This is a genomic window from Marinifilum sp. N1E240, from assembly GCF_009295825.1.
Lineage (GTDB): Bacteria > Bacteroidota > Bacteroidia > Bacteroidales > Marinifilaceae > Marinifilum_A > Marinifilum_A sediminis.
Genome location: NZ_WHKF01000004.1, coordinates 392,953 through 406,162 on the forward strand (window position 1 = coordinate 392,953; position 13,210 = coordinate 406,162).

Annotated in this window: 9 protein-coding genes, 2 tRNA genes and 1 pseudogene; 4 read left to right on the forward strand and 8 right to left on the reverse strand. The window is 33.3% G+C overall.

Annotation, left to right across the window (positions count from 1 at the left end; translation table 11 throughout):
- Positions 1–33: 33 nt before the first annotated feature.
- Entirely contained in the window at positions 34–738 is a 705-nt protein-coding gene (locus tag GCQ56_RS13095; RefSeq protein ID WP_152734926.1) for a hypothetical protein, read from the reverse strand.
- 272 nt (positions 739–1,010) lie between these two features.
- Here GCQ56_RS13095 and GCQ56_RS13100 point away from each other — a divergent pair, with 272 nt between their 5' ends.
- Together GCQ56_RS13100 and GCQ56_RS13105 are read left to right on the forward strand one after the other, a co-directional pair.
- Complete coding sequence (locus GCQ56_RS13100; protein ID WP_152734927.1) at positions 1,011–1,574, forward strand: RNA polymerase sigma factor; 564 nt, start codon at positions 1,011–1,013, stop codon at positions 1,572–1,574.
- Entirely contained in the window at positions 1,568–2,899 is a 1,332-nt protein-coding gene (locus tag GCQ56_RS13105) for an outer membrane beta-barrel protein (RefSeq protein WP_152734928.1), read from the forward strand. The genes GCQ56_RS13100 and GCQ56_RS13105 overlap by 7 nt, the downstream gene beginning before the upstream one ends.
- A gap of 108 nt (positions 2,900–3,007) precedes the next feature.
- On the opposite strand, the gene GCQ56_RS13110 is transcribed toward GCQ56_RS13105, so the two are convergent.
- From GCQ56_RS13110 to GCQ56_RS20525, 5 genes and pseudogenes are all read right to left on the reverse strand, one after another.
- Positions 3,008–3,823 (reverse strand): TlpA disulfide reductase family protein, encoded by an 816-nt coding sequence (locus GCQ56_RS13110; protein ID WP_152734929.1) that lies wholly within the window; start codon positions 3,821–3,823, stop codon positions 3,008–3,010.
- Positions 3,824–3,947: 124 nt separating this feature from the next.
- Positions 3,948–5,039: a carboxypeptidase-like regulatory domain-containing protein gene (locus GCQ56_RS13115; RefSeq protein ID WP_193323784.1), complete on the reverse strand. Its 1,092-nt coding sequence runs from the start codon at positions 5,037–5,039 to the stop codon at positions 3,948–3,950.
- A 201-nt stretch (positions 5,040–5,240) separates the two neighbouring features.
- Positions 5,241–6,746, reverse strand: coding sequence for an acyl-CoA dehydrogenase family protein (locus GCQ56_RS13120; RefSeq protein WP_370452667.1), 1,506 nt, complete (start codon positions 6,744–6,746; stop codon positions 5,241–5,243).
- Positions 6,747–6,870: 124 nt separating this feature from the next.
- A pseudogene (locus tag GCQ56_RS13125) lies at positions 6,871–7,728 on the reverse strand (arabinogalactan endo-beta-1,4-galactanase); the annotation flags it as partial.
- 12 nt (positions 7,729–7,740) lie between these two features.
- A complete protein-coding gene (locus tag GCQ56_RS20525) occupies positions 7,741–7,932 on the reverse strand; it encodes an arabinogalactan endo-1,4-beta-galactosidase (RefSeq protein WP_227006073.1) in 192 nt (63 codons plus the stop codon).
- Positions 7,933–8,147: 215 nt separating this feature from the next.
- On the opposite strand from GCQ56_RS20525, the gene GCQ56_RS13130 reads away from it, so the two are divergent.
- A complete protein-coding gene (locus GCQ56_RS13130) occupies positions 8,148–10,058 on the forward strand; it encodes a S9 family peptidase (protein ID WP_152734931.1) in 1,911 nt (636 codons plus the stop codon).
- Positions 10,059–10,110: 52 nt separating this feature from the next.
- Here GCQ56_RS13130 and GCQ56_RS13135 read toward each other — a convergent pair.
- Positions 10,111–10,184: transfer RNA gene (locus tag GCQ56_RS13135), tRNA-Arg, on the reverse strand.
- Between the two features lie 137 nt (positions 10,185–10,321).
- Positions 10,322–10,395: transfer RNA gene (locus GCQ56_RS13140), tRNA-Arg, on the reverse strand.
- A gap of 255 nt (positions 10,396–10,650) precedes the next feature.
- Here GCQ56_RS13140 and GCQ56_RS13145 point away from each other — a divergent pair.
- A complete protein-coding gene (locus tag GCQ56_RS13145) occupies positions 10,651–13,134 on the forward strand; it encodes an AsmA-like C-terminal region-containing protein (protein ID WP_152734932.1) in 2,484 nt (827 codons plus the stop codon).
- Positions 13,135–13,210: the final 76 nt, after the last annotated feature.

Consider the following 13,210-nt stretch of genomic DNA (forward strand, 5'->3'; position numbering starts at 1 on the left):
AGGAAAGCGAGTTTTTTGTTGAAAATTAATTGTTTACCATTCAAAATTCTGGTATTCTACCGATTCACAATTGATATCGTAACCAGAGCTGGCTTGAGCTGTTTCAAATTTGTAAGCATAAACGCCAATTACATAAGTGGTGCCATCAACTTTTTCAAATGAGGTCCATTTATTCGATGAAATGTTAAAGTTATGATTCGATGTATACAATCTGTTTGATACATACAGATACTTTCCATCTTTAGAGTCCATTATTTTTACAACGTAAGTATCGGCATCTTCAATATCTTTCCAATCTAGTACAAAACTATGCATATCTTCATCGTAAACGAAGTTTGTGATTTCTACTGGATTTATTCTGGTATCAAGTAATTTATCCACAGTTGTAAAAACAGTTTCGTCTGAGGCCGTTACTTGAAATGTGTATATTCCATTTGTAACATCATCAATCGTGTAATCATCTTCAGAAGGTAACCATCTGAATCCAGTATCTGAATCGTAGCTTGTTAAATCATAACTAAGATTACTATCAGTTGGACCTTCTACATTTATTTCTTTAATCGAAAAGTTCGAATAGTTGTATATAACTGGAGCGTATCGTATTTCATCATCCACTTTTACAATTCGAACAAAAATATCACCTATACTTTGTGTTGATGGAGTATCAAGATCATCATCACATGAAATCAAAACTATTGCACACATAAAAATTGCCACTATGGCTCTAATCGTCTTCATTTTTTGTCTTTTTAAATATTTTTGAGATAAGCTTTACTTATTCCCGGGTGCTTATCTACATTTATAGTTTGTAAAACTTTTACATTTGCATGATGTCAAATTGTTGATATGGTTGCTTAATTAATTTAAAAAAAGAAGTTTTAAGTATTAAAGGTGCTGATTATGAGGAATGGATAAGAAGATGTTGGAAAAAAATGTAATTTTGACGCAACCTTATTCATTTGTGTACTACTATTAGTTAAACGTCGATAAGGTAAAAGTTGAGAACCACTTTGGAAAACCAAAAATTAGAAAAGATTATAAAAGATTGCTCGAAAGGAAAGTCTAAAGCACAAGAGTTTCTTTACAAGGAGTATGCCCCAAAAATGCTTGGGGTTTGTCTGCGGTATTCCAATAATTTAGCGGAGGCTGAAGATACTTTGCAAGATGGTTTTATCAAGATGTTTCAAAGTATAAAAACATATAAATTTAAAGGTTCTTTTGAAGGTTGGGTGCGTCGTATAATGGTAAATACTGCTTTAGAGAAATTTAGAAAATCGAAGCATATTCAGGTAGTGGATGAGGTTTGGGAAGATGAAATTGATACTGAAGAGCAGTCGATAACAGAAGACATTCCATTGAATATGCTACTGGAATTGATACAGAATTTACCCGATAGGTATCAAATGGTATTTAGTTTATACGTACTTGATGGATATTCTCACAATGAAATTGCTGAGGTGATGAATATTACGGTAGGGACATCTAAATCGAATTTAGCCAGAGGTAGGGCGATACTAAAACGAAAAGTGAATGAGTATTTGAATGAAAATGAAAACAAACTGAAAATATGCTAGACGAAAACAAACATATTGATAGTCTGTTTGCAGATAGATTGAAAGGATTGAGTGTTGAGCCGAATCCTGAGGTTTGGAATGCAATTAATGGAAAGATGCTTGCAAAACGTAAAAAGAAAATGTTAGTAATTTACATTTCAACTGGAATAGCAGCCGCTATTCTTCTATTATTCAGTATCACTAATCAAGCACTTTTCGATGTTAATTCTAATGCTATACAATTTGAGCAAATAAGCGCTAATACTAAAACGGATTCTGAAAAAACGATAGAAAATGACAATCAAGAATTTAATTCACAAAATATAGAAGCAAAAAATACGAAGAGCACAGATCTGAATAATATCATTTCCAAGCCTGAATCGAACGTATCAAAATCTAATGTTCTTATAGTTAGAGAATCAAAGGCAGGTTCAATTCCAAAAGAATCTATTATTGATGCAATTCCATTAGGATTTAGCCGATTGTTTACTCGCGATAAAGATTCATCTCAAGAGCTGAAATATAATTTGGCACAAAAGGTCGATCCAGTAGTTCTTTTAGCAGATGAAATGCAAATAAAAGCCAATTTGATGTTAATGGAGCAAGAATCGAAAGATGCCTTAAAAGAAAACAGATGGTCGATATTGGGGCAAGTATCTTCTGCATATTCCAATGAAACTTCTGCAGAGAGTGCTGCAAGTGGTATTGTAAGTTTTGGAGGTGGAGTTAAAGTTAATTATGCATTGGGAAAAAAACTCGCTCTTCAAACAGGGTTCTTATATAATAGTTTTGGGCAAGATTTAAGTAGTGGAGGTGGTCAGGAAATGTTATTTTACGATGCGAATTTAACTGGAGAATCAGGATCATCTTTTGTTGGTTCTAATGGAAGAAAAGTTTTTCCAGCTTCAACATCAGCAGGAGCAATTAAATTTTCAAATCATTCATCACAAGCTGCAAATAGTGAGTATGTAAATTCTTCCTACTCATCATCGAATATAATGCAGAACTTTGAGACAATAGAAGTGCCATTTATTTTACGATACAGCTTAACTCAAAAAAGGTTAGGTGTTTTTGTAAGTGGTGGGTTGGGTGCTAACTTTATTGTTGCTAATGGTGTATATGATACCTCAGGATCGAAGCGTAAGATTGGTGAGATCGAGAATTTACGTACTACAAATTTTAGCTCTTTAGTTGGTTTAGGATTTGAATACAAACTGAACTCAAAACTACAAATAGGTGTTGAACCGACATTTAAGTACTATTTGAATTCTATAAATAAGAGTAGTGAATTTGATTATAAACCATACTCAATAGGAATTCTTACCGGAATTAGATATAATTTTTAATACCTACTAAATTATCACTTTCTTTAATAGGAGAAGAAGTGATATTAAACACAAAAGAGATAAGCTTTAAAGCTTGATCTCTTTTGTGTTACAAATTATTCTTTTCGCTTACTTTAATAATTCTTCAATTTTCGAAATTAATTCATTCAATTTCTCTTCGCTGTAGCCAATCGAAGTATAAACCACTTTACCGTTTTGATCGATTAAGTAATTACGAGGAATATAGTTGGTAGCATATAGTTTGAAAATTTCTTCTTTTGGATCCAATCCAGCATCGAAAGAAATTCCTTTACTCTTTAATCTTTCTATTTTTTTAGCAACCATTTCTTTTTTCTCACCGCGTGAAATAGGCAGAAATACAAAATTTTTATCGGCAAAAGGTTGCAATACTTTCTCAGGCATTTCGTACAATTCTCTCATGCATGGAGCACACCAGGTTGCCCAAAAGTTTAAAAGCACGACTTTACCTTTTAAATCAGATAGTTTAATATTTTTTCCATCTAGCATTTCAACAGTAAAATCAGGAGCCAAATCACCTGTATTTACGAGTGTAGATTCTTTTATTTTTTTTTCTCTCTCTTTTTGCTGTTTTGCCATTTTTTCACCCATTGCCGCAGCTTCCTCGGATGTAATGGGTTTTGTATTTTTAATTTCCTCCTCCGTTTTAAGAATAATCTCCATTATTATTGCATCTTCAGCTTCGTCACCATATTTTTTTATTAATTGGTTTTTTTGATCATCTGAAATGCTTGTATTTAATGATTTAATTTGTTCGGGTTTTAGTTTGTAAATATCCTCTTTAGTAACCTCTTTGCCATCGATAAAATAATATGTTTTTGGCTTTTTAACCTTTGTTTCTTGTGCAACTGTTCCGAATGTAAATAAAGCACTAAATAAAAGTGCTATTGCTAATTTTAATTTCATAAATAGCTGTTTTTTGTATTTGATTTTTTGTTACTACTAGTTTTCAATCAAATATAGGAATCTTATATTGTTAATTTTACGATCAAATGTTAATAAACCATAAATTAAAATTATGATTGAAAAATTATCGAGGTGATATTAAAAATGATGGTTCATAATCATTAGGCAGAGTATTTACCAAGGAACGTTGCCCCATATCACCTCTTATCTCAAAAGATAAGTTTGAAGATGTACCATTAGGACGAACATCGAATTCTTTGCCCAGAGACATAAATGTTGTATTTGAATAAAAGTATTCCCCCATAGTAAGAGGCAACTGTTTAGGTCTTTGTTCATTGTCATAGTAATAGGTAACATTTAAAAGATCTTTGTTGAATTTATATCTTTTAAGATTGCGCTCCTCATAAGTTAGAGTAAATGCAGCTACGGTTGAATCAGAATGGTGTTTTATTAAATAACCATTTGAATTTAGTTTCTTAAAATATAAACTGGTAAGAAAATGCCTTAGTGAACCATAGTAATGACCTCTGCGATTGAGTGCAATGTTTTGTATATGAAGAGCGTTTTTAGTTGGTAAATTTTCATAAAAGTAAAATGCTGATAGTTTGTAACTATCTTCACCACTGATAGATTTTAATTTGACATTTTTCCCTCCGGGCTGTTGCTTTTTGCAGATACTAAAATCTTGTATTAAAACTTTTATTCGATATCCTAAATATCTGTTCTCGATGAGTAGTGGTGATTTGCAATAAGCGTGAAAATTATACTCGCTACGTTTAAACTTAAGTACCGAATCGTTAAGGATTTTTATTTGTTCCCGATCGGCATTTAACATGAAGTATTTGTAAAATAATCGAAGATTTTTACGCCTTAAATTTTTACCCTTTACTTTAACTTCGTTAATATTTCGCGAATTAAGTATGAGTTCAATATTTAAATGAGAAGCTGATGTTATTGTGAATACTCTGGATAGATAACTAACATGATTAACACCTAAATGACAAGGAATATAAGGGGATTTAATGCTAAACGTACCATCTTTTCCTGTCGTAGTTCCAATTGTAGTTCCTGAAATAAAAATTTCCACATTTTGAATGGGTTGCTTTGTGTGTTTGTTAATGATTTTCCCAGTAATTAATTTACTGTTTTTTTGAGCTAAAAGTGTATTGTTTAAACACAGCAGTAATATCATTGTAATGATTGTGTATTTGCTCACGTTACATTTCATTTGGGTTGGATTTATAGTTTTAACTAGAGATTTGGGTTTGTTAAGTTGCTTATATTACCAAATATAAGCAAAATATACTGTTAATTAAGTGTGGATTATTACTGCTACATAATAAATAATCATTGTAAATAGCAAATAAAAAACCACCTCAATAATGAGGTGGTTTCGCACATAAGATATGTATTTGTTTTAAGCCATTTCAATCCATGAACTTCCTTCGTTGTAGTTTTCTATGCTCGAAACTCCTTTGTTGATATGATAGGAGTTAATTAAATTGCTAATATCTTGCTGTAAGGAATCAATACAATTTGTGATCAAATCTTTTCTAAAGCCTTTATCTTCCAAATCAAGAACAAAACCAGCAGAAACAATTCTACCCAAAGCTTTTCCTAAATCAACCAATTTTCGTTGAGGAAGATCAAAATCAATTGAAAAGTTGATCTCTTTTTTAAAATACTCAGAAGCCTTATCAGTTAGATTAAATTCTTTTAGGAATTGAAAAAGATTGGTCTCCTTTTTTTTCTTCATTAGTTTAAGAATCATATCTGAAATTTGAGTGTAGAGCATTTCGTTGGCTCCTTCAAAAATCTGAAACGGTCTGCTATCCACAATTCCTCGTCCGCCAATATGACTTAAACGGTATCCTTTGGCTCCTGAAAGTTGTACCAAAGTTTGAGCTGCTTCCTGCATTAAATCGGTCACAACTGTTTTAATACTATTGGCTTCAATTCCATCGGTAGCTAAATTGTTTTCAAGGCCACTTTTGTTGCTACTACGCACACACAAAGCAGAACAAATGGTGTAGGCAGATTGCATTTTAGAGATTTGGTGTTGCACTTGATCAAATGAAAGTAAACTCTTACCGCCAACAATCCTTGTTTTGCACTGATCAATGGCTTCATCCATTAATCGTTTGATAAAGCCTAGTCCCATACCAGGAAATTGCATTCTACTTCTGTGAAGAATGTCAAGCATCATTTTTACGCCTGAACTTTCTGGTTCTAATTTGTATTCTTGTGGAATTTGCACGTCAAGTTTATTTGTGCCATAAGGAATCATGTACAATCCTAGATTATCAAAATATTCCTCAACTACAACTTGTTGGTTTTTTTGAGTTACATCGCAAATAAAAAAGTCAATGTCGCGTCCTAAATCTCCTTTTTCATTTTTTTGACGGGAAGTAATAAGCCAGAAGTCTGCTAATCCGGTTAATCCTTGCCAGTGTTTGGTTCCTTTAATATGGTAGCGATCATCGGTTTTTGTGTAATGGGTTTGCATGTTTAGGGCATCACTACCAAAATCAGGCTCGGTAATCATCAATCCACCCATTTGTTGTTTTTCCAGAAAGCGCTTGAAAATGCCATTTTTAACGGTATCATTCGCGTATTTTGCAACAGGCTCAAGAAACAAGGCAATATTTATACCTAGTGTTAGTGCCAATGGTAAGGACTCATATGCCGCCGATGATAGTATACCTAAACATTCTTTCACCTTAGCTCCACGTCCACCGTAATTTTCTGGAATGGCTACAGATAGAGGTGATCCAGACATTATCTCTCGCATTACCAATGGTGGAAAACCACGGTTTAAACTGAATTTATTAATGTCATCTCGTTCGTAAAATACCGACTTTAGAGTTTGTTCAAACTCTTTTAAGTATTCAGAAAAGTTTTTAGTCATTTTATTATTCTCCACTTTTAATCAGGTCTAATTTAATTTAGACGAGATAAAAATAGTTTTAATAAAAGACTTTGAGGTCTTTTTGTGTGTTTTATTCTTTATTTAGAAGAGTAAACTTGAATATGAATTTATTTTATATTTAATTGAACGCCTCAGCAGCGGGTAGCAGTTCATTCTTAAAATTAAATAAAGCTTGGTTTTCCCAGCTCGAACCATTTTTCGATTCTGCTCCTTCGAAAGCCACATATTCAGCTCCCCAATAACAAAAACCAAGCGCATTCGTTACTTTGCAAATTTCTCGAACCTTTAAAAGAAAATCCAATTGTCCGTTTGGAGTTGCAGGATAATCCGGTAAAATGAGTTGTTCTTCAAGACCTACAATATTATTCGTCCAATCGTTCCAAGACAAAGTAAAAGGATAGGCCGTTTCAGCAATAACTACCGATTTGTCATATTGATTTTTCAATTGAATGAGATTGGTTTTCAATTCATTTAAATCTTTCCCATGCCATAGGGGATAATAGGAGAGAGCTATGATATCAAAATCTAAATGATTTAAATTAGAGAAGAATGATGAGGCGTAGGAATGACCGGCATAATGAAGCATAATTTTGCATTCTGTATCAGAATCGCGAACCGCTTTAATACCTGATTTTACAAGTGTTTTAAATTGAGAAAAATTTGTATCAATATTTCCATGGGGAAATAAAAAACCTGAATTTATTTCATTTCCAATTTGTATGTAATCGGGTTGAATTTCATTCATAATCTTTGTTGTATAAGAATATACACTATCAGTAAGTTGTTCAAAATTTAAATTCGACCAGGATTGTGGTATTTCTTGATTTGCAGGATCAGCCCAGGTATCGGAATAGTGTGCACAAATCCACACTTTTAAGCCTATAGACTTAGCTCTTTTTGATAGTGTTTTCACTTCTTCAAAAGCAGAATGTTTATTGACAGGCGAATGCCAGAGTCTAATCCGAACAGTATTTAATCCATTTTTTTTTTAAATATTTAAGGCATCAGAAGTTATTCCATTATCTGTGAAAACAATATTTGATTCTTCAATTTGTGGTAAGAAGGATAAATCTACTCCCTTAATAAATTCGTTAACAAGAGGAGGCTCTTCATTGTTGTTTTTAGAACAGGAACTTACTGTAAGACTCAATAGTAATAAAAAAATAAGCTTTGTGCGCATAAAATGTTTTGAATTGAGGTAAATCTACGAATATTTTAAGATCAAATAAGCTCGTTTATAAAATGAGGCTAATTTGTGATTAATAAATCATTTGATAATTGACATTTTAAAAAGTGTTATTTCCCACTTTTTTATTAGATATAAGTTATTGTTTGCTACTAAATATTGTTGTAAATTAATGTTTCATTTAGTTGTTCATCAATACTTTATTAGCTATGAAAATAAAAATTGCCTTTGCGAGTATGCTCATGCTTGCTACAATTATGTTGTCATGTACAACAAAAGAATCTAAAAAATCAAAAGTGGAAAAACCACCTACAATTGCCTTGGAAGATTTCTTTAAGAATCCTGAAAAAACCTCTTATCGTATTTCGCCGGAAGGAACGAAATTTTCTTATCGAGCGCCTTATCAGGATCGCATGAATATTTTTGTACAGGAAATTGGTTCGGAAAAAGCTATTCAGATAACTTATGAAACAGATAGAGATATATCTGGTTATTTTTGGGCTAACGACAATCGTATTCTGTATTTGAAAGATGACGGAGGGAACGAGAACTTCAAACTGTATGGAGTTGATATTGATGGGAAGAATTTAATTTGTTTTACCGACTTCGAAAATGTGAGAACAGGAATTATCGATCGTTTGGAAGCGATTCCCGATGAGATAATTATCTCGATGAATAAGCGTGATGCTCGTGTTTTTGATCCGTATCGATTAAATATTGTTACAGGAGAATTAACGATGCTTTATGAAAATCCTGGTAATATAACAGGGTGGATGACAGATCATGATGGAAAACTAAGAATAGCAACTGCCGTTACCGATATGGTAAATGCTACTTTATTGTATCGTGATACTGAAAAAGACGAATTTAAGCCTGTCTTAACAACCAACTTTAAGGAAAGCATGTCTCCTCATTTTTTCACTTTCGATAATAAGATGTTATATGCCAGTTCTAATTTAGGAAGAGACAAGCAAGAAATTGTAATTTTTGATCCTAAGACAGGAAAAGAAGTGGAAACACTGTTTGCACACGAAATGGTAGATGTGGAAGGATTATCTTATTCTAAAAAGAGAAAGGTTTTGGCTTATGCTTCCTACACTACAGATTTACACCATTACAAAATGTTCGATAAAGAATTCGAAAAAATGTACAAGCGTGTGAAAAATGAATTGTCAGAATATGATTGTTATTTTACAAGTACAAATAAAGATGAAGATAAATTTCTGGTAAGAACTTACAGTGATCGTTCTTTGGGAGCATACTATTTCTACGATAAAGATACAGACGAATTAAGTTTGATTCAGGAAGTGAGTCCTTGGCTTAATGAAAAGTATATGGCTAAAATGAAACCTATTAAGTACACCAGTCGCGATGGAAAAGCGATTCATGGTTATCTTACTTTGCCTGTAGGTGTAGAAGCTAAAAATTTACCTATCGTGATAAATCCTCATGGTGGTCCTTGGGCTAGAGATCATTGGGGTTTTAACCCGGAGATTCAGTTCCTGGCTAATAGGGGATATGCTGTTTTACAGATGAACTTTAGAGGTTCAACGGGCTTTGGACGCGAATTTTGGGAATGTTCGTTTAAGCAATGGGGAAGAGCCATGCAGGATGATATTAGTGATGCGGTAAAATGGGCTATTGACGAAGGAATTGCGGACAAGGAAAAAGTGGCAATCTACGGTGGCAGTTATGGTGGATATGCAACTTTAGCAGGATTAGCATTTACGCCTGATTTGTATAAATGTGGTGTTGATTATGTAGGAGTGAGCAATATGTTTACTTTTATGAATACCATTCCACCTTACTGGGAACCTTATCGTCAAATGTTTTACGAAATGGCAGGTGATCCTGTAAAAGATAGTTTAATGTTGGCTGAAGTTTCGCCTGCCTTACATGCAGATAAAATTACGGCTGCTTTATTTGTAGCTCAGGGAGCTAACGATCCTAGAGTTAACATCGATGAATCAGATCAGATGGTTGAAGCGATGAGAAAACGTGGTGTAGAGGTTGAATACATGGTGAAAGACAATGAGGGGCATGGTTTTCGTAATCAGGAAAACAGATATGATTTTTATCGCTCAATGGAGAAATTCTTAGGAACTCATTTGCAGCAATAATTAAAAGTTTGGAATAAAAAAAAACTCATCAATTTCTTGATGAGTTTTTTTGTGAACACGGAGGGAGTCGAACCCCCAACCTCCTCGGCCGTAACGAGGTGCACTATCCAGTTATGCTACGCGTCCGTTTCCTTAAAAAGGCGGTGCAAATATAAGAAATTTTAATTGTAATTTACAAACATCTGCGTTTATTTTTACGATAAAAATTTCTGTTTGTTTTGCAAAACAGATAAAAAAACTTCGATAAACTATCGAAGTTTTTGTGAACACGGAGGGAGTCGAACCCCCAACCTCCACGGCCGTAACGTGGTGCACTATCCAGTTATGCTACGCGTCCTTGTTTCCTCTGTAAGGCGGTGCAAATATAGAGAAAAAAAAGTAGTGTTTGCAAGCCTTCCCATCATATTTCTGATAAAAAAACTGTATTTAATTTCGGGTTAAATCTTAAAAAACTCTAAATCTTTCATATAGGAAGCTGAGGATCGTGAAAAAAAACTAAATTTACTTTAATATAAATTTGAAGAGACAGGAAAAGCTAATGTTCTCGATGTTTTTTATATTTGTTATGTAAAAATTATTAAAACAAAACTGAATGAAGAAATTTCTGAAAATATTCGGAGGATTGCTGGTTGTGCTTTTGGCACTTCTTATTGTTTTACCATACTTTTTTAAGGATCAAATTCTTGAGAAAGTAAAGACAGAAATCAATAATACTCTTGATGCAAAAGTTGAAATTGGAGGGATCTCTCTCTCGATGCTGAAGAACTTCCCAAATTTATATGTAGAACTTGAAAATGTAAGTGTAGTTGGCAAAAATGAATTTGCCGAAGATACATTGGCTTCAGTTGGAAGTTTATATACTGCGGTTGATTTGTCTTCAGCTTTATCAGGAAGTAAAATTGAGGTTGGAACCATTGTTTTAGCGAATTCTAAAATTAAGGCTAAGGTTTTGCAATCGGGAAAAGCCAATTGGGATATTGTAAAGTCGAGTGGAGAAGAGGAAGTAGTTGTTGAAGAAACGGGTGAAACTTCCGATTTTAAGGTAATATTTGAGGAGGTAAAGATTGAAAACTTTGCATTGATTTACGATGATGCCAGTATGAAAACGGTATTGTCAGTTGCTGATCTAGATTTGGTTTTGAGTGGTGATTTCTCTGCAAAATCAACCAACTTAGATGTATTAACTACCGTTTCAGGAATTGATTTCGACTATGAAGAAACAAGATACTTGAATAAGGCAAAAGTTGACTTAAAAGCGATTCTTGCAGCTGATCTTGAGAATATGATCTTTACTTTTAAAGAGAACAAGCTTTCGATAAATGACCTGAGTTTTGGTATTGATGGTAAAGTGGGTATGATTGATGATGGTTATGATATGGATCTGAAGATGAATGCCAACAAAACAGATTTTAAATCTTTATTAGCCATGGTTCCTGATGTGTTCAAATCGGAAATGGAAGGTTTGGAAACAACTGGAAATTTGGAGTTGCATGCGTTTGTAAAAGGGGAATACAAAGAAGAGAACTTTCCTGCTTTTGGAGCCAAGTTAAAAGTGAATGATGCCAATATTAAATATGCTGATTTACCTGAATCAGTTAAATCTATCAATGTAGATGCTCAGGTGAATCACCCTGGTGGAGATTTGGATTTATTAACTGCCGATGTAAATTCATTCCATTTTGAAGTGGCAAACAATCCATTTAATGCGGAGCTTCATGTAAAGAATCCTATGACAGATCCATTATTAAGTGGACTCTTTAAAGGAGTGATCGATTTTGAAAAAATCAGACATGCTATTCCAATGGATAGTATTAAGATTTCGGGAATGGTAACCTCTGATGTATCTTTTAATGGCAGATACTCTTCGATTGAAAAAGAGCAATACGAAAAATTCAGTGCAAAGGGTGATGTGAAATTGAACAATTTCGTTTTTACAACTCCCGATTTTCCTCAAGGGATAAAGATTATTAAATCAGTAATGGATTTTACCCCAAGATACATTAGCTTAAATTCATTCGATTCAAGAATTGGGAAAACGGACATTCAACTTAAAGGAAAAATTGAGAATTTTATTCCATATGCTATGAAGAATGAAACCTTAAAAGGAACTTTTAACCTTACTTCAAATTCAATAGATTTAAATGAATTCATGACCGAAGAAGATGAAGCACAGGCTGAGAGTATCGATACCATTCCTTTATCAGTAATTGAAATTCCTGCTAACTTGAACTTGAGACTGACTTCTAACATGAAAAACATTCGTTTCGATAAAATGGATATGAAGAATGTGAAGGGATTGATTGAGGTGAAGAATGCTACGGCAAGACTTACGAATTTGTCGATGGATATGCTAAAAGGAAATTTAACTTTAGATGGAGAATACAGCACCAGGAATATAGAAAGACCGACAACAAATTTTGGTATGGATATCAATAATTTTGATATCAATTCTGCTTATCATTCTTTAAGTATGATTAAGGAGATGATGCCAATAGCAATGAATTGCGAAGGAAAAGTTTCTTCTGATTTAATTGTTACAGCTGCTTTAGATAAAGAAATGAATCCTATACCAGCAAGTATGAATGGAAAAGGTTCATTGCATTCTCAAAAAATTCTGATTAAAGACAATAAAGCGTTTGATGCGTTGGCTAAAGCTTTAAAGAACGATCAGTACAAAAGGATATCGGTAACAGAATTCAAAATGAATTTTGTAATTACGAATGGTAATGTTGAGGTGAAACCATTTAAGGCTAAGGTTGCTGGTCATCCTGCAACTATTTACGGCACACAATCGGTTGATGGCAAGTTGGATTTTACTATGGATATGAAATTGCCTAAAGAAGAGCTTGGTAAAGAGGTGAATCAGTACTTTGATAAGTTACCTGGTATGGATAATGTTCCTGCTTTTGATGTTGCAGTTAAGATTAAGGGTACAGTTGATAAACCGGAAGTAAAGTTGGATTTAAGTAAGGCAATTAAACAGGCTCAAAAGGCGGTTGCTAAAGAATTGGAACGCAAAGCTAAAAAGGAATTGGAGAAAAAAGGAAAGGATCTTTTGAAGAAATTATTCAAGTAGAAAGAGTTTAAATAAAAAATCATTTTTGTGATAAATGGCGGGTAATCAGATAGATTATCCGCTTTTTTATTGACGA

What these genes read in the sequence shown, in the direction of transcription:
- GCQ56_RS13095 (WP_152734926.1), bottom strand. Translation starts at nt 738, where the DNA reads ATGAAGACGATTAGAGCCATAGTGGCAATTTTTATGTGTGCAATAGTT.
- GCQ56_RS13105 (WP_152734928.1), top strand. Translation starts at nt 1,568, where the DNA reads ATGCTAGACGAAAACAAACATATTGATAGTCTGTTTGCAGATAGATTG.
- GCQ56_RS13110 (WP_152734929.1), bottom strand. Translation starts at nt 3,823, where the DNA reads ATGAAATTAAAATTAGCAATAGCACTTTTATTTAGTGCTTTATTTACA.
- GCQ56_RS20525 (WP_227006073.1), bottom strand. Translation starts at nt 7,932, where the DNA reads ATGCGCACAAAGCTTATTTTTTTATTACTATTGAGTCTTACAGTAAGT.
- GCQ56_RS13130 (WP_152734931.1), top strand. Translation starts at nt 8,148, where the DNA reads ATGAAAATAAAAATTGCCTTTGCGAGTATGCTCATGCTTGCTACAATT.
- GCQ56_RS13145 (WP_152734932.1), top strand. Translation starts at nt 10,651, where the DNA reads ATGAAGAAATTTCTGAAAATATTCGGAGGATTGCTGGTTGTGCTTTTG.